We start from the raw sequence: 16,122 nt of genomic DNA on the forward strand, positions 1-16,122 counted from the left end.
GAATATGGTACAACACGCTAGACTCATTTTCTACAGCCTTCTTCTTCTGGTAATTCCGTGCGAGAGCACCTTGGCGCAGAAGATTCCCGTCACGCCCATAGACTCATTGATAACTGTTGGATATGCCACCGGAAGTTTGAAAACCCTCTCCGGTTCCGTAGAGAAGATTACGGAGACGCAGATGAATAAAGACCAGATAACGAACCCTTTGGAAGCAATCCGCGGACGTGTGCCGGGCTTGACCATCCAACGCGGATCAAACGGTCCGGCAGCCTTGGATGCGGTACGCCTGCGGGGAACCACCTCACTGACCAGTGGCAATGACCCTTTGATAATCGTCGACGGAGTATTTGGCGACTTGAGTATGCTCACCTCCATTTACCCTACGGATATTGAGAGCTTCACCATTCTGAAAGACGCTTCCGAAACCGCACAATACGGTTCACGAGGAGCCTCCGGTGTGATTGAAGTCACCACTAAAAAAGGAATGAGCGGCAGAACACAGGTAGCCTACAACGGTAGCTTCGGAATTTCCACCGTCTACAAGAATCTGAAAATGCTGTCCGGCGATGAGTACCGCCGTGTTGCCTCGGAACGCGGGATTTCCATTCTGGATAAAGGAAATAACACCGATTTTCAGAAAGAGATTGAACAGACAGGACTGCAACAAAACCATCACATCGCCTTTTATGGCGGTTCCAGTGAGTCCAGCTATCGCGTTTCTCTTGGTTTCATGGATCGTCAGGGAGTGATTCTGAATGAAGACATGAAAAACTTCACTTCGAATATGAACATGAATCAGAAAATGTTCGACGGCTTCCTGAACTGCGAGCTGGGAATGTTCGGTTCCATTCAGAAGAATCATAATCTGGTGGATTATCAGAAAACGTTCTATTCGGCAGCCACATTCAACCCCACCTATCCCAACCATAAAGACCCCGTCACCAATTCCTGGGACGGAATAACGACTGCCAGCCAAATCACCAATCCATTGGCATGGATGGAAGTGCAGGACGATGATGCCACTTCGCACATCAGCACGCACGCCCGTCTGACTTTCAATCTGCTGGAAGGACTGAAACTAAACCTCTTCGGTGCCTATACCTATAATATCGTGGAAAATTCGCAATACCTCCCCACCTCCGTCTGGGCGAACGGCCAGGCTTACAAAGGAACCAAAAAGCGAGAATCCTTGCTGGGCAACATGATGCTGACCTATAAGAAAAACTGGAAAAAACATTTCTTTGACGTGTTGGCACTTGCCGAACTTCAAAAAGAAACCTACACGGGATATTATACAACAGTAAGCAATTTCAGCACCGACAAATTCGGGTATAATAATCTTCAGGCAGGCGCACTCCGCTTGTGGGAAGGCACTAATTCTTACTACGACCAACCCCGTCTGGCATCTTTCATGGGACGTTTCAACTATACATACGCCGACCGCTACGTACTGACGCTGAACGCCCGTACAGATGCTTCCTCCAAATTCGGAGCGAACCATAAATGGGGATTCTTCCCCTCCGCATCTGCCGCATGGGTGATTAGTGAAGAAGAATTTATGAAGCAGTTGCCGATGGTGGATAATCTGAAATTCCGTATTGGCTACGGTCTGGCAGGTAATCAGAGCGGGATTGACTCATACACTACATTGAACCTTGTAAAGCCGAACGGTGTAGTCCCCGTCGGAAACTCCGCCGTCGTATCTTTAGGAGACTTACGGAACACAAATCCCGACCTGAAATGGGAAGTGAAACATACCTTTAATACCGGTATCGACGTAGCTCTTTTCGGCAACCGCCTGCTGCTTTCCGCCAACTATTACAACTCCCGAACCACAGACATGCTTTACCTTTACAACGTAAGCGTACCGCCTTTCACCTATAACACCTTACTTGCCAACATCGGTTCCATGCGCAACTGGGGTACGGAAATCGCCATCGGCATCACCCCCTTGAAGACCAAGGATATGGAACTGAATATCAATGCCAATATCACTTTCCAGCGCAACAAACTGCTCTCATTAAGCGGTATGTACAACGGCGAAATGCTTTCTGCTCCCGAATATAAAAGTCTTGCCAGCCTCGACGGAGCCGGCTTTCACGGAGGATACAACCACATCGTATATCAGATGGTGGGTCAACCGTTGGGCGTGTTCTATCTTCCCCACAGTACGGGACTGGAATCCGACGGAAACGGCGGATACACCTATGGCATCGCCGATCTGAATGGCGGAGGTGTCAGCCTTGAAGATGGTGAAGACCGCTACGTGGCAGGACAAGCCGTACCTAAAACGATTCTTGGCTCCAACATCAGTTTCCGCTACAAGCGTTTCGACCTGTCTTTGCAGGTTAACGGAGCTTTCGGACATAAAATTTACAACGGAACCTCCCTGACCTATATGAACATGAATATATTTCCCGACTATAACGTAATGAAGAAAGCCCCGAAACAGAACATCAAGGATCAAACCGCCACCGACTATTGGTTGGAAAAGGGAGATTATGTCAACTTCGACTATGTGACGCTGGGTTGGAACGTGCCGATTGAGAAAGTACAGAAACTGAAGAAATATGTCCGTTCCCTGCGTCTGGCATTTACAGTCAACAACCTGGCAACCATTTCCGGTTATTCGGGACTTTCACCTATGATTAACAGTTCAACGGTGAACTCCACTTTAGGCGTGGATGATAAACGGGGATATCCGTTGGCGCGGACGTATACACTGGGATTGAGTATTAACTTTTAATGGAGGAGGAGATGATGAAACAATATATGAAAAATAAAAGTCGGTTAGGATTCTTTCTGGCAATGTGCCTGGGTTTATTCTCATGTAGTAAGTTTTTGGAGGAAAATCCGAAAGATAAGTTACCCGAAGATGACGTTTACAATACAATCTCGGAAGTATATCTCAATGCAGTAGCTTCGCTTTATACATACGTAGGCGGTTATAGTGATAGTCAGGGATTGCAGGGAACGGGTAGGGGAGTCTACGACCTGAACACCTTTACCTCCGACGAAGCCATTATCCCCACCCGTGGAGGTGACTGGTATGACGGTGGTTTTTGGCAAGGACTTTACCTGCACGATTGGGGAATAGAGAATGATGCCATTCAGGCTACATGGGAATATCTCTATAAAGTCGTCATGTTAAGTAACAAATCACTGGAACGGATAGACAAATTCGCCGAAACTCATTCCGCTACGGAACTGCCGGCATACCGTGCCGAAGTACGTGCCATGCGGGCTATGTATTATTATTACCTGATGGATTTGTTCGGACGCATCCCGCTAGTTCAATCCTCTTCCGTAGCAATGAAAGATGTAGTGCAAAGTGAACGGAAAACGGTCTTTGACTTTGTTGTCAAGGAATTGCAAGAGGCGGCTCCTTTGTTGAGCGATGCACATAGCAACCAGTCCGGCCCTTACTATGGCCGTATCACTCGCCCCGTGGTAACTTTCCTACTGGCCAAACTGGCTTTGAACTCCGAAGTTTATACAGACAATGATTGGACGGACGGACAACGCCCGGATGGAAAAAATATAAAGTTCACAGTGAACGGCAGCGAACTCAATGCCTGGGAAACAGTCATCTACTATTGTGACCAACTCAAGACTATGGGCTACAAACTGGAACCGGAATACGAAACGAATTTCTCTATATTCAACGAACCGTCCGTAGAGAATGTCTTCACTATCCCGATGAACAAAACTCTGTACACCAACCAGATGCAATATCTCTTCCGTTCCCGCCACTATAATCACGCCAAGGCTTACGGACTAAGCGGTGAGAACGGTCCCAGCGCCACCATTGAAGCCCTCGAAGCTTTCGGTTATGAAACCGCGGAACAAGATCCCCGTTTTGATATTTGCTATTTTGCAGGAATTGTCCACGACCTGAAAGGAAACATAATCAAACTGGATAATGGAACGGTACTGGAATATCTGCCCTGGAAAGTATCTCTGGATATAACAGACACCCCATACGAACAAACCGCAGGAGCCCGCATGAAAAAGTATGAAGTCGACCCGACTGCCACAAAAGACGGTAAGTTGATGGAGAATGACATTGTATTGTTCCGCTATGCAGACGCTTTGTTGATGAAGAGTGAAGCGAAAGTCCGGAACGGAGCAAACGGAGATGAAGAACTCAATGAAGTTCGTAGCCGTGTCAACGCTTCTCCCCGCACTGCCACTTTAGAGAATATCCTTGCCGAACGTCAGCTGGAACTGGCTTGGGAAGGATGGAGACGTCAGGACCTAGTCCGCTTCGGGAAGTTTACAAGAGCTTACAGCAGCCGTCCGCAACTGCCGGATGAGGCAAGTGGATATACAACTGTATTCCCTATACCGGAGAAAATACGGGTGATGAATGAGAGATTGAAACAGAATCCGGGGTATTAGGAAGAAATCATAGTGAAAATATGAATACTTTTTTGGTAGTGTTCATATAATTACTATATTTGTGCAGTAATTAAGTCCAAAGCGTTATGAGTTACAAATCAGTTAAAGACGTTGTAACTATGTTGCTGGAAAACGGTTTTGTTCTAAAAGGTCAGAAAGGTAGCCACATGAAGTTTGAGAAGAACGGTAGGGTAGTTATTGTACCGAATCATAATAGCAAAGGCGTTGAGAAAGGCACTTATTACAGCATTTTGAAACAAGCGGGGCTAAAGTAGCCCCCTTGTTTTCTGTAATTTAATATAGGAGGAGATATGAAAACAGTAGAAGTAATTGTGGAACACGCAGGAAAGAACTTGAGTGCTTATATTGAAGATGCTCCGGTTATCACTGTTGGCAATGACATGAGAGAGATTGAGGACAACATGCGAGAGGCGATTGAATTGTATTTGGAAGATAATTCCAATCCCTGTGAAGTATTGTCCGGAGAGTTTGAATTAAAATTCAAGATTGATGCTGCTACATTTATAAACTATTATAGCAACATCTTCACTAAAGCTGCATTGAGTCGGATTACGGGTATTAATGAACGGCAATTATGGCATTATGCTGCCGGAGTGCATAAGCCTCGCAGGCAACAACTTGAAAAAATACAAAAAGGTATTCAGGCTTTATCAAAGGAATTATCGGCAATCAATTTATTGTAATACATAGAGTGCTATATATTCAACTTCCAGCTAGTGTGAGATAAAGACGAACCCAAATAAAAAATCCTCGATTTTCATCCGGAGAATCGAGGATTTATATTATTTGTTGCAGCAATCGAATTACTCAATCAAATCGAAATCATATTTTTCAAATTCACTCCCATTGATTATTATAGCAATTTGATGAAGCCCGAGATGGAATTTTCTCGTCGTAACCACGCGGAAAGAGTGCTTTCGCGTTATTCGTGTGGTAGAATTCCCGGTATATTCTTTTTCGCTGATTTTATGAACTTTCTTCGTCAGCGTTCCATTTGCTTTTTGGTAATAAATACCATATTCAAGCCGTATTTTGATTGTCTTATTGCTATGATTCAACAAGTTAAAACCAAACTCCAACGAATCCCCGACTTTAACCTTAGGACTTGAAATCTGAAAATCCTCCACACTAATATTATTTCTGATAGAATCAAAACCAAACAACTCCATCACCTCCGGAATCCCTTGCTTTAAGAGCGTCCGGCAACCGTGTTTAATAATCCAGTCTACCTCTTTCGATTCACCCTTCCATTTCTTTGCTAAATCAATGACAATTTCCGGATTATCTTTCGCAATATCATTCAAATTATTGGCAACGCTCAACCGTACAAATCTTGCCGGATCATTTTTAAGATTCTCCAAAATAGGAATAATAGGTGTCGGATCTTTCTTCAGATTCGGCAAAGCCATCGCCCAAGGCAAACGCGGACGGCAACCTTCTGACGCAAGCCGCCTTACTCCCCAATGCTCATGTTTCGACCAAACCAACATCTGCTTCATCATTTCATCCGGATATTTTATAATAAAAGGATGAGTCACAAACTCGCAACTTGTGAACTGCGTGATTTTCTCTATCGCCTTGACAGACGTTTCATAATCATCCAACCCATATTGCTCGACATAATTATCCAGAATCGCCCCATACTCCAGCATCAATCCAAACTTCGTATCATCTATCACCGAAAAATCAGGCCGCGTACTTTTTACATGATCCAACAACTCAAGAATCTTAGCGATTGCCTCTTTGTAATCTGCCGGCAAAAACTTTTTCAGAATGGTAGTGATATGTATGCAGCGCTGTTTAAGTTCCCTGCCTTCCCATTCATCATCCATAACTTGAGAAACAAACCCGTGAGCATCAAAATCATCGATAACAAGTTTCAAATCTTTCGTAAATAGATCGAAAAATTGCTCGTTGTACATATTCTTAAAAGGTTCTGCCATACTTGATTTATATATTTTAGTTAGAGCCCCGACTTATTGGATATATTGTTCAATAATACTATATCTTTCCTTTAAAGAATCAATATGCTTCACCTCCCCCTCGGTCATTCCTTTCATATTAACTCCACATTTCTCGCAAAAGGACGAATCAACAGGATTTTTATGTCCATTTTCGCATATATACTTCTCGCCATTATCTCTTGTAAACACACCGCCTTTTACAACTTCTATTTTTCCCGTATCCGGCAGGCTGTTTAAACACTCTAATATTGTTTTCATCCATTTTAAATCCTTGGCATCATAAGAATTCTTTGTTGCTGACAACAATCTCACCCCTTCGTGGATTTTTCCTTTCACTATTGTTTCATATATAGACTCACCATCAAAAAGACAGCACTCCTTTATTAGAATTCTTATCTTTTTGTGTTCAATATGCTGATAGATAACGGGAATGACGAAATCAGGAGGAGTGGCAGATAAAACCTGTTTGATGTTAGCCGCCTCTTCCGCATAATAATCGAGATCTATGGAGATATATCTTTTTATAAGACTTTCTATTATCTCTGTTTGCGGATATTCCAGTAAAAACTCTACCCATTCGGAAGTCAAAGGTACCGCATCTTTTATTTGCGAAATAATATACCGCCTGTCTATTTCCTTTTGCAAATCAGATTGACTGATGGATGTACGAATGATCTCCTCTTCAGATAATTCTTTATTATTAATTTCAATGATACAGGCCGTTCCGGAAACAGAAACCATAAACATTGATTTATCCTTACCGGAAATTTCATCAAAATCGACTCTGAAACCAACAATCGCATTTGCACCCAAGTTTAATGCTTTTTGTTTCAATGCCTTTGATGCTTCGCCGTATATAATTTCCAATTTTCTTCTATACGAGTCAGAACGTCCACCAAAAAAGTCAGTGAATGATGCAGCAAAATCGGAGAATATATTGGTACCTATCACGATATTGGAACAGATGGTATCTATATATTTTTTTATAGGACAACCCTCTATTGTGTTAGTCGTGGACATGATAAATTCGTTTCTCATAATATGAATTTTAAAGTGTTAGTATTTATTTTATGTCGCTTTACGTCCATTTGTTTGCTACACAAATATATGTCTTTTTTTTAAAAGGACAAGCCCTAAAAACAGAAGTGAGCCACAAAAAAGATTGCAGCTCACTTATACCTTATATATTATAGCAAAAAATTAATCGAAGAAACTCTTGAACTTCTTGAAAATCTTCTCCTTCACCGACGTGTTAGGTTTGAAGTTGTCCGAAGCCTCCATCTTTTCGAGCGTGCTCTTTTCCTCTTTATTGAGCGCTTCCGGCACATAGATACTGATGTTGACGAGTAAATCCCCTGTTCCGTACCCGTTCACATTCGGCAATCCCTTGCCGCGCAAACGGAGCACCTTACCCGGTTGAGTACCCGAATCAATCTTCACTTTCACTTTGCCGTCGATAGTCGGAATTTCCACGGCTCCGCCCAGAGCAGCAGTCGGGAAACTAAGCAACAGATTATAAATCAAATCATTCTCGTCGCGAATCAAGTCCTGATGCGGTTCTTCCTCTACGAGAATCAGCAAGTCGCCTGCCACACCGTTGTGTTTGCCGGCATTTCCTTTGCCACCCATAGAAAGCTGCATACCCTCTGCCACTCCGGCAGGGATTTTCACCGACACCACTTCTTCACCGTAAATGATTCCGTCGCCACCACACTTCTTACATTTGTTCTTGATAATCTTACCCTCACCGCCACAAGTAGAACAAGTGACGCGAGTCTGCATAGTGCCCAGAATAGTCTGCTGGTTACGGATCACGGAGCCGCTACCCTTACAAGTAGGACAAGTCTCCGAACCGCCGTCACCTTCGGCACCCGTGCCATGACACTGGTCACACGGCACATATTTTTTGAGTTTAAATTTCTTTTCTACTCCGGTAGAGATCTCCTTCAACGTCAGCTTCACTTTCACACGAAGGTCACTGCCGCGATACCGGCGTTGCTGTGAACCGCCACCGCCAAATCCGCTAAACCCTCCGAAGCCTCCCCCGAAACCGCCGCCGCGGCCACCGAAGATGTCGCCAAACATAGAGAAAATGTCATCCATCGACATCCCCTCGCCACCGAAACCACCGAACGGACCGCCATTGCCTGCCGCACCGCTCACTCCCGCATGACCGAACTGATCGTAACGCGAACGCTTTTCCGGGTTACTCAACACGTCATAAGCCTCGGCCGCCTCCTTAAATTTCTCTTCCGCCTCCTTATCCCCCGGATTCTTGTCAGGGTGATACTGGATTGCTTTCTTACGGTACGCTTTCTTAATCTCCTCTACTGTGGCTGTCTTCGTCACCTCCAATATTTCGTAATAGTCTCTTTTTTCTGCCATGCTTCTTTAAAAATTATGAGTTTTATGGGTTGCGAATCCTTATTCCCCTACTACCACTTTGGCGTGGCGCAACACTTTGTCGTTCAGTGTATACCCCGTCTGCACACAATCCAGAATCTTACCTTTCTGTGCTTCCGACGGTGCGGGGATTACCGCGATGGCTTCATGGAAATCAGTATCCAGCGGTTGGTCTTTCGTCTCGATGACTTTCACACCATTTTGAGCCAGAACAGCCATAAATTTATTGTAAATCAGTTCCACCCCTTCTTTTACGGCATTGACATCCGTTGCCGTTTCCATCGTCTTGATGGCACGTTCGAAGTCGTCCACTACCGGAAGAATACTGCCAAGACTCTTTTCGCCACCATTCAGGATCAGTTCGGCCTTCTCCTTTAAAGTGCGTTTACGATAATTGTCGAACTCGGCAGACAAGCGCAGATATTTATCCTTTTGCTCTTCAAGCGCTTCTTGAGCCTTTTCCAGTTCCTTTTCCAACTCCTCTTCATGAGTCAGCGGAGCGGTTCCCTCTGCTTGTTCGTTTTGCGGTTGGTCTTCCGCAGGATTGTGAGTTTCCTCCACATTCAGTTCCTCTTCCTTCACTTTTTTTTCTTTCGGATCCATCTTGGTATTTACTATTTTATTATTTACTATTTAGAAACACACGTTATCTATGCAAGATACCGCTTATAAACATACCGGACTGACCGGATGTCACAGATTTCGTCTGCAAAAACTTTGCCAAGTTGGCCGTTTTGCCAAAAAACGCAGCAAAGGTAACACTTTTATGTCAGATTGGCACATATCAGATAGCTCATAATTCATTTTAAATGTCTACCTTTGCACGCTCAAATAGTAAATAGTAACTAGTAAAATAGTAAATAATAAGATGATTACAGTTTCGAACGTATCGGTTCAGTTTGGTAAAAGAGTGTTATTTAATGACGTAAACCTGAAGTTTACGAGTGGTAATTGTTATGGTATTATCGGTGCGAACGGTGCGGGAAAATCAACGTTTCTTCGTACGATTTACGGAGATCTGGACCCGACAACAGGTACGATTGCGCTCGGACCGGGCGAACGTCTCTCGGTGTTGAGTCAGGACCACTTCAAGTGGGACTCATATACCGTCATGGATACCGTCATGATGGGACATACCGTGTTGTGGGACATCATGAAGCAACGCGAAGAATTGTATGCAAAAGAAGATTTCACAGACGAAGACGGACTGAAAGTATCCGAATTGGAAGAAAAATTTGCCGAGTTGGACGGATGGAATGCGGAAAGCGACGCAGCCATGCTATTGAGCGGACTGGGCGTGAAAGAAGATAAGCATTACGTATTGATGGGTGAATTGAGTGGTAAGGAAAAAGTACGTGTCATGCTGGCGCAGGCATTGTACGGAAATCCGGACAACCTCTTGCTCGATGAGCCTACCAATGACTTGGATATGGAAACAGTGACCTGGTTGGAAGAATATCTTGCCAATTTCGAGCATACCGTATTGGTGGTAAGCCACGACCGTCACTTCCTCGACTCTGTATGTACACACACCGTAGACATCGACTACGGAAAAATCAATATGTTTGCCGGTAACTATAGTTTCTGGTACGAATCCAGCCAATTGGCTCTCCGTCAGCAACAGAACCAGAAGGCGAAGGCTGAAGAGAAGAAGAAAGAACTCGAAGAGTTTATCCGCCGTTTCAGCGCGAACGTAGCGAAGAGCAAGCAGACAACGAGCCGTAAGAAGATGTTGGAGAAACTGAACGTAGAAGAAATCAAACCTTCTTCACGTAAGTATCCGGGCATCATCTTCACTCCCGAACGCGAGCCGGGCAACCAGATTCTGGAAGTTTCCGGATTAAGCAAGAAGACGGAAGAAGGCGTAGTGCTCTTCAACGACGTGAACTTCAACGTAGAGAAAGGTGACAAGGTGGTATTCCTGTCACGCAATCCGCGCGCGATGACTGCTTTCTTCGAAATTATCAACGGAAACATGAAACCCGATGCAGGTACTTTCAACTGGGGGGTAACCATCACCACTGCTTACCTGCCGCTGGATAACACTGATTTCTTCAATTCCGACCTGAACCTGGTAGACTGGTTGAGCCAGTTTGGAGAAGGCAACGAGGTATATATGAAAGGCTTCCTCGGCCGTATGCTTTTCTCCGGCGAAGAGGTATTGAAGAAAGTAAGCGTACTCTCCGGAGGTGAGAAGATGCGTTGTATGATTGCCCGTATGCAGCTGCGCAATGCCAACTGCCTCATTCTGGACACTCCGACCAACCATCTGGACTTGGAATCTATCCAGGCATTCAACAACAACCTGAAGACGTACAAAGGAAATATCCTCTTCTCTTCTCATGACCACGAATTTATTCAGACCGTTGCCAACCGCATCATCGAACTGACACCGAACGGTATCATCGACAAGATGATGGAATATGACGAATATATCACTTCCGACCATATTAAGGAATTGCGGGCGAAGATGTACGGAGACAAATAAGTGACCGGACGAATAAAAGCCCCTGACTCCCATACATGAAGTCTGATGAATAACCAATTTAACAGCAACCTATTCTCAACAATGGGTTGCTGTTCTTTTTAGCACTATGGAAATAAAATATTTTGAAAACAGAGAAGATTGGCGAAAATGGCTGGCGGACAACTTTGAAAATGCCAGTGACGTTTGGTTTGTATTCCCCTCCAAATCTTCGGGCGAAAAAAGTGTTACATACAACGACGCTGTCGAAGAAGCCCTTTGCTTCGGATGGATCGACAGCACCATAAAGGCGCTCGACAAAGAACATAAAATCCAGCATTTCACACCCAGAAACCCTAAAAGTTCCTACTCGCAAGCCAACAAAGAGAGACTGAAATGGTTGCTGGAACATAATATGATTCATCCTGATTGGGAAGATAATATACGAAAAGTATTGTCAGCCCCTTTTGTCTTCCCGAATGATATCATCGGAAAACTGAAAGAGGATAAAACAGTATGGGAGAATTACCAACAATTTTCCGATGCGTATAGACGTATCCGAATTGCATACATTGAAGCTGCCAGAAAACGGCCCGAAGAATTTGAAAAGCGATTGAACAACTTCATCAATAAAACGAAGGAAAATAAAATGATAAAAGGATTTGGGGGAATTGAAAAATACTACTAATCCCTATGTCTGTAATTGTAACTTTGATTGTAATAACAGGACAGAAGCATTATGCACATAATTAATATTCAATTCTCTTTCTCGAGCGTAGTTATTTTTCTGCTCTTCACCTTTCTTCTGAACTCCTGATAAATAAGCTCTTTATGGGTGAAGGGACGCTCTTACACCGTCTTTTTCACCGTAAGCGTCTCGTAAGCGTCTCCGCGATTCTATCTTGTCGTCCTTTTTTCATTCTTATATTTTTGCTATGTATAAAAATGAAGCATTATGGATTTAGCAGAAAATCGATTTGGAAAAACTTGGAAACATTTCCTTGAAGTATTGAAAGTAGACTACAATTGTTCTTTAGCCGATGTTTGCCGCGATCAGCATACCACTTTTGGTGGTATGAGTTCCTGGATGTCCAGACGGGGCTATAGCGTTAAACAAGCCAAGGCAGATGTGGTCCGTGATTATTATGGCGGCGTTGAACCCTCCCAACCGACAACTTCCTCTCCTTCATTCACTCAAATAGCACCCGCCATGTTGTCGGAAGAAGAGTTTAGTCTTGCCGGGATCACAATCACCTTTAACAGTGGAACCACCATTTCGGTCAAACGGGCCACACCCGGTGGTGTTATTAAAATGTTGCGCGATTACGAAAGAAAGGAGGGAGATCCATGTATTCTCTAACATCAGCCAATCGATACTATCTGTACCAGGGCTTTGTTCGTATGAACCTTGGCATTGACGGTTTATTCAAAATTATACGATCGGAAATGAAGGACTTGTCTCCCGTTTCCGGAGATATCTTTTTATTCTTTGGTAAAAACCGACAAAGTGTAAAAATACTGCGTTGGGATGGCGATGGCTTTCTTCTGTACTACAAGCGCCTCGAAGGTGGAAGTTTTGAGTTACCGACATTTAACCCCAATACAGGTAATTACGAGATTTCTTATCAGGTTTTGTCTTTTATCTTAAATGGAGTGTCATTAAAGTCTGTACGGTTGAGAAAGCGTTTTAGGATCTAATTCAACATTCTGATTATTAGTTATTTGCGCTAAAGATATCATCCGGTTTATTTGGCCAATTCGTTGATTTTTTATATCTTTATGCCATGAAAAAGGATGAGATCATAGAGTTATTGAAGGAACAAATCAAGGGATTACGAGATGACAACAACAGACTCTTGGACCAAATAGATGCTTTGATAAAGGAGGTTTCTTCCCTTAAAGAGGCACTCCTTCAAAAAGGCGAATCTCTTAGCAAGCAACAGCGCCTTACTAAGGGACTCGCCAAACTTGTATCCAACACATCCGAACAGCAACAGGCTCCCCAATCTGCCATATCCGAAGAAGAGCGGCAGAAGATAGAAGCGGAAAAAGCAGATAAGCGTAAAGCAAGAAAGAACAATGGGGCCAAACGTGACATGCATTATGAGATGGAGGAAGAAGAACATGTCGTTTATCCCGATGATCCCGATTTTGACATCAATAAGGCCCGGTTGTTTACCACTGTTCCCAGAATATGCGTCCGCTATGAATGTGTACCCATGCGCTTCATCAAGCATGTCTACAAGATACACACCTATACGCAAGAAGGTCGCCTGTTTGAGGGAAAAACACCGGCTTCGGCCTTCTTGAATTCCAGCTATGACGGTTCATTTATTGCCGGATTGATGGAATTACGTTATATACAATCGCTACCTGTTGAAAGAATCATCAACTACTTCGAGAGTCATGGCTTTACGCTGAAGAAACCTACGGCTCATAAGTTGATAGAGAAAGCCTCAAACCTCTTCGAAAATCTTTATAAGTGCATCCGGCAGACAGCTTTGAGTGATCCTTATAAGGCAGCCGATGAAACCTATTACAAAATACTCGTCCCGGAAAAGAACAGCAAGGGAAAAGGAGTCAGGAAGGGATACCTTTGGGTGGTTGTCGGCATAAACACCAGGATGATATACTTGCTCTATGATGACGGCTCCCGGTCTGAAAGAGTTATTCTTAACGAATTAGGCAGTTGCAAAGGTATCATACAAAGCGATGGTTACTCACCTTACCGGAAGCTCGAAAGCGATGCTTATCCCAATATCACACGCATCCCGTGCTTGCAACATATAAAACGGAAATTTATAGATTGCGGTGAGAAGGACCCGGATGCAAAAAGAATCGTGGAGCTGATAAACGCACTTTATCAAAACGAGCATAAGCATAAAGTTGGGGTTGAGGGATGGACGGTAGAACAGAATCTTATGCATCGAAAAAAGTATGCGCCGGACATACTCGGAGAAATAAAAGATGTGCTTGATGAAATAGAAGAACGGGGGGATTTATTACCTAAGAGCGAACTGCAGGAAGCCATTACCTATCTTCGCAATGAGTGGAATGCAGTGGTGGACATCTTTAATTATGGTGACACTTATCTGGACAACAATATGGTTGAACGGATGAACCGGTACATATCCTTATCAAGAAAAAACTCATTGTTCTTCGGCAGCCATAAGGGGGCCGAACGAGGCGCCATACTCTATACGATAGCACTCACTTGTAGGATGCATAAAGTGAATTTATTTGAGTATCTCACGGATGTGATAAACAGAACAGCCGAATGGCAACCGAACACACCAATTGAAAAATACAGGGAACTGCTTCCTGACAGATGGGAAAAGGCTAATGACTAAAAAGGGATCATTAGCCTTTTTATTTTAATACACTATATAGAATCGCGGAGACGCTTACACGATGAATGTAATGATGAAAAGCTCTACCTTCACCCGTAAAGAGCTTATTTATCAGGAGTTCAGAAGAAAGGTGAAGGAGAATAGAGAAATGAGTTTTTTGTAGGAGAAGTGTGAAACTTCTTTTAGTATAAGTAAAAAGCATAGCTTTAGAGAACGGAAAGCTTAGCTTTAGGTGTGCAAAAGCTATGCTTTAGGAAGAGGAAACAACTTATATGTGAAATAATCATGAATATATTCATTCTGCTTAAAATTGACCAAAAGCATGTTTCTTTTAAATAAGAAAAGGGCTGTTTTTAGTAAGTTGAAGTTTTAGACAGCCCTCAATTCTTTTATTTCTTATAAACCAACTTACTCGGAACTCCCTCCCCGAACAAGTTATCTCCCAGCGTTGTAATCTTATCTCCCGTAGCCAACACATAGCGGAGATTATCGCATCCCATAAAAGCACCGAACTCGATAGCCGTTACACTGGCCGGTAATTCCAGCGTGCCGCACAGACGACCGCAATTGCTAAATACACGCTGTCCGATTGACTTCAGGTTATGAGGTAATTTCATATTCAGCAGATACTTCTTCTGCGAGAAAGTGAAGTCGGGGATAGCTGTTGCATTCGTCTTGGAAATATCAACCGATACGAGATTCGGCATATAATCGCGGATAAGTTTGAAGTCAGCGTTATCCAGTTTCCCTTCAACGGTCAGGAAGTTGATGTCTCTGGGTTGCAGTCCCGCTTTCAGGATCTCTTCTTCCAGTTTACCCATTGCACCCACTTGCAGGGTAGTCTCTACCGGTTCACCTTCAATGAAAGCAAAATTCTGCCATCTGTCTTTGTAGCGGTAAGCGTCGCTGCTGCCCAGAGGGACGAAGATGGCGGTAACGCTGTCTGCCAATGCTTCCGGCAGCAGGTTGGGAGCTGTCTTTTTCCGGATCTGACAGATTTTCAGATTCTCACAGCCTTTGAAAGCAGCATCTTCGATATTCTTTGTTTTCTCCGAAAGAATCACTTTCTCCAGAGTGGCTTTACCTTTGGTCACTCCGTCTACCACATTCGAGAAAGCATAGGCAGGGATGAAGTTCGGCATATAAATGTAGAATTTTCCATTGGGATAAGTACCGGCTTTTCCGCTGTACATCTTGATTTCTGCGTTCGAAATATCCAATACTTTCAGATTGGCAAATTCGTCACGGAGATGCCGGAAGTCCTCTGCATTCAGCTTTCCGGTCAGTGTGAGATGGGTGACACTGTTGGCTTCCTCTTCAGTCATCATGGAAATCAGCGTACCGGGCTTACTCACATAATACGTCTTACTCACTTGGGCGGCGGCTCCTAATGCATTAGCGGCCAGTAAGAAACTTATCAATAGTAGTTTAATTTTCATAATTTTGTAGATTTGTTCTGACAAATATAGGAAAAATAGAGAATACATGATGTTTTTTTATGTTTTATATCTAATTT

The 16,122-nt window shown here is 43.6% G+C and carries 14 protein-coding genes; 9 read left to right on the top strand and 5 right to left on the bottom strand.

Features of this window, described 5'->3' with window-relative positions:
- The first annotated feature begins 4 nt into the window (after positions 1-4).
- The 4 genes from NQ505_RS15655 to NQ505_RS15670 all read left to right on the top strand — a co-directional run bounded on the left by NQ505_RS15655 (position 5) and on the right by NQ505_RS15670 (position 5,108).
- Positions 5-2,749 (top strand): SusC/RagA family TonB-linked outer membrane protein, encoded by a 2,745-nt coding sequence (locus NQ505_RS15655; RefSeq protein ID WP_008999255.1) that lies wholly within the window; start codon positions 5-7, stop codon positions 2,747-2,749.
- Positions 2,750-2,760: 11 nt separating this feature from the next.
- A complete protein-coding gene (locus NQ505_RS15660; RefSeq protein ID WP_008999256.1) occupies positions 2,761-4,404 on the top strand; it encodes a RagB/SusD family nutrient uptake outer membrane protein in 1,644 nt (547 codons plus the stop codon).
- Between the two features lie 86 nt (positions 4,405-4,490).
- Positions 4,491-4,679 (top strand): type II toxin-antitoxin system HicA family toxin, encoded by a 189-nt coding sequence (locus tag NQ505_RS15665; RefSeq protein WP_007753884.1) that lies wholly within the window; start codon positions 4,491-4,493, stop codon positions 4,677-4,679.
- Between the two features lie 36 nt (positions 4,680-4,715).
- Complete coding sequence (locus tag NQ505_RS15670; protein ID WP_004297896.1) at positions 4,716-5,108, top strand: type II toxin-antitoxin system HicB family antitoxin; 393 nt, start codon at positions 4,716-4,718, stop codon at positions 5,106-5,108.
- A 120-nt stretch (positions 5,109-5,228) separates the two neighbouring features.
- Here NQ505_RS15670 and NQ505_RS15675 read toward each other — a convergent pair whose 3' ends face one another.
- The 4 genes from NQ505_RS15675 to NQ505_RS15690 all read right to left on the bottom strand — a co-directional run bounded on the left by NQ505_RS15675 (position 5,229) and on the right by NQ505_RS15690 (position 9,395).
- Positions 5,229-6,368 carry a DNA alkylation repair protein gene (locus NQ505_RS15675; protein ID WP_008999257.1) on the bottom strand — a complete coding sequence of 380 codons (1,140 nt, stop codon included), beginning with the start codon at positions 6,366-6,368 and terminating at the stop codon, positions 5,229-5,231.
- A gap of 33 nt (positions 6,369-6,401) precedes the next feature.
- Complete coding sequence (locus NQ505_RS15680) at positions 6,402-7,427, bottom strand: YbjQ family protein (RefSeq protein ID WP_008999258.1); 1,026 nt, start codon at positions 7,425-7,427, stop codon at positions 6,402-6,404.
- 162 nt (positions 7,428-7,589) lie between these two features.
- A complete protein-coding gene (gene dnaJ / locus NQ505_RS15685; protein ID WP_004307195.1) occupies positions 7,590-8,774 on the bottom strand; it encodes a molecular chaperone DnaJ in 1,185 nt (394 codons plus the stop codon).
- 39 nt (positions 8,775-8,813) lie between these two features.
- A complete protein-coding gene (locus tag NQ505_RS15690; RefSeq protein WP_004297892.1) occupies positions 8,814-9,395 on the bottom strand; it encodes a nucleotide exchange factor GrpE in 582 nt (193 codons plus the stop codon).
- A gap of 265 nt (positions 9,396-9,660) precedes the next feature.
- On the opposite strand from NQ505_RS15690, the gene NQ505_RS15695 reads away from it, so the two are divergent.
- The 5 genes from NQ505_RS15695 (at position 9,661) to tnpC (ending at position 14,606) form a co-directional block, all read left to right on the top strand.
- A complete protein-coding gene (locus NQ505_RS15695; RefSeq protein WP_004297887.1) occupies positions 9,661-11,280 on the top strand; it encodes an ABC-F family ATP-binding cassette domain-containing protein in 1,620 nt (539 codons plus the stop codon).
- A 106-nt stretch (positions 11,281-11,386) separates the two neighbouring features.
- Positions 11,387-11,944, top strand: a complete 558-nt coding sequence (locus NQ505_RS15700) for a YdeI/OmpD-associated family protein (protein WP_008999259.1) — start codon at positions 11,387-11,389, stop codon at positions 11,942-11,944.
- Positions 11,945-12,211: 267 nt separating this feature from the next.
- A complete protein-coding gene (locus NQ505_RS15705; protein ID WP_004307670.1) occupies positions 12,212-12,616 on the top strand; it encodes a hypothetical protein in 405 nt (134 codons plus the stop codon).
- Positions 12,604-12,954 (top strand): IS66 family insertion sequence element accessory protein TnpB, encoded by a 351-nt coding sequence (gene tnpB / locus NQ505_RS15710; protein WP_004296723.1) that lies wholly within the window; start codon positions 12,604-12,606, stop codon positions 12,952-12,954. The genes NQ505_RS15705 and tnpB overlap by 13 nt, the downstream gene beginning before the upstream one ends.
- Before the next feature lie 86 nt (positions 12,955-13,040).
- On the top strand, positions 13,041-14,606 hold the full coding sequence (gene tnpC, locus NQ505_RS15715) for an IS66 family transposase (protein WP_004304902.1): 1,566 nt from the start codon (positions 13,041-13,043) through the stop codon (positions 14,604-14,606).
- A 389-nt stretch (positions 14,607-14,995) separates the two neighbouring features.
- On the opposite strand, the gene NQ505_RS15720 is transcribed toward tnpC, so the two are convergent.
- The gene (locus NQ505_RS15720; RefSeq protein ID WP_032853612.1) at positions 14,996-16,045 is read right to left on the bottom strand and encodes a leucine-rich repeat domain-containing protein; all 1,050 of its coding nucleotides are present in this window, start codon (positions 16,043-16,045) and stop codon (positions 14,996-14,998) included.
- Positions 16,046-16,122 lie beyond the last annotated feature (77 nt).

Origin of the sequence: Bacteroides sp. D2 (assembly GCF_025147085.1) — a bacterium.
Taxonomy (GTDB): Bacteria; Bacteroidota; Bacteroidia; order Bacteroidales; family Bacteroidaceae; genus Bacteroides.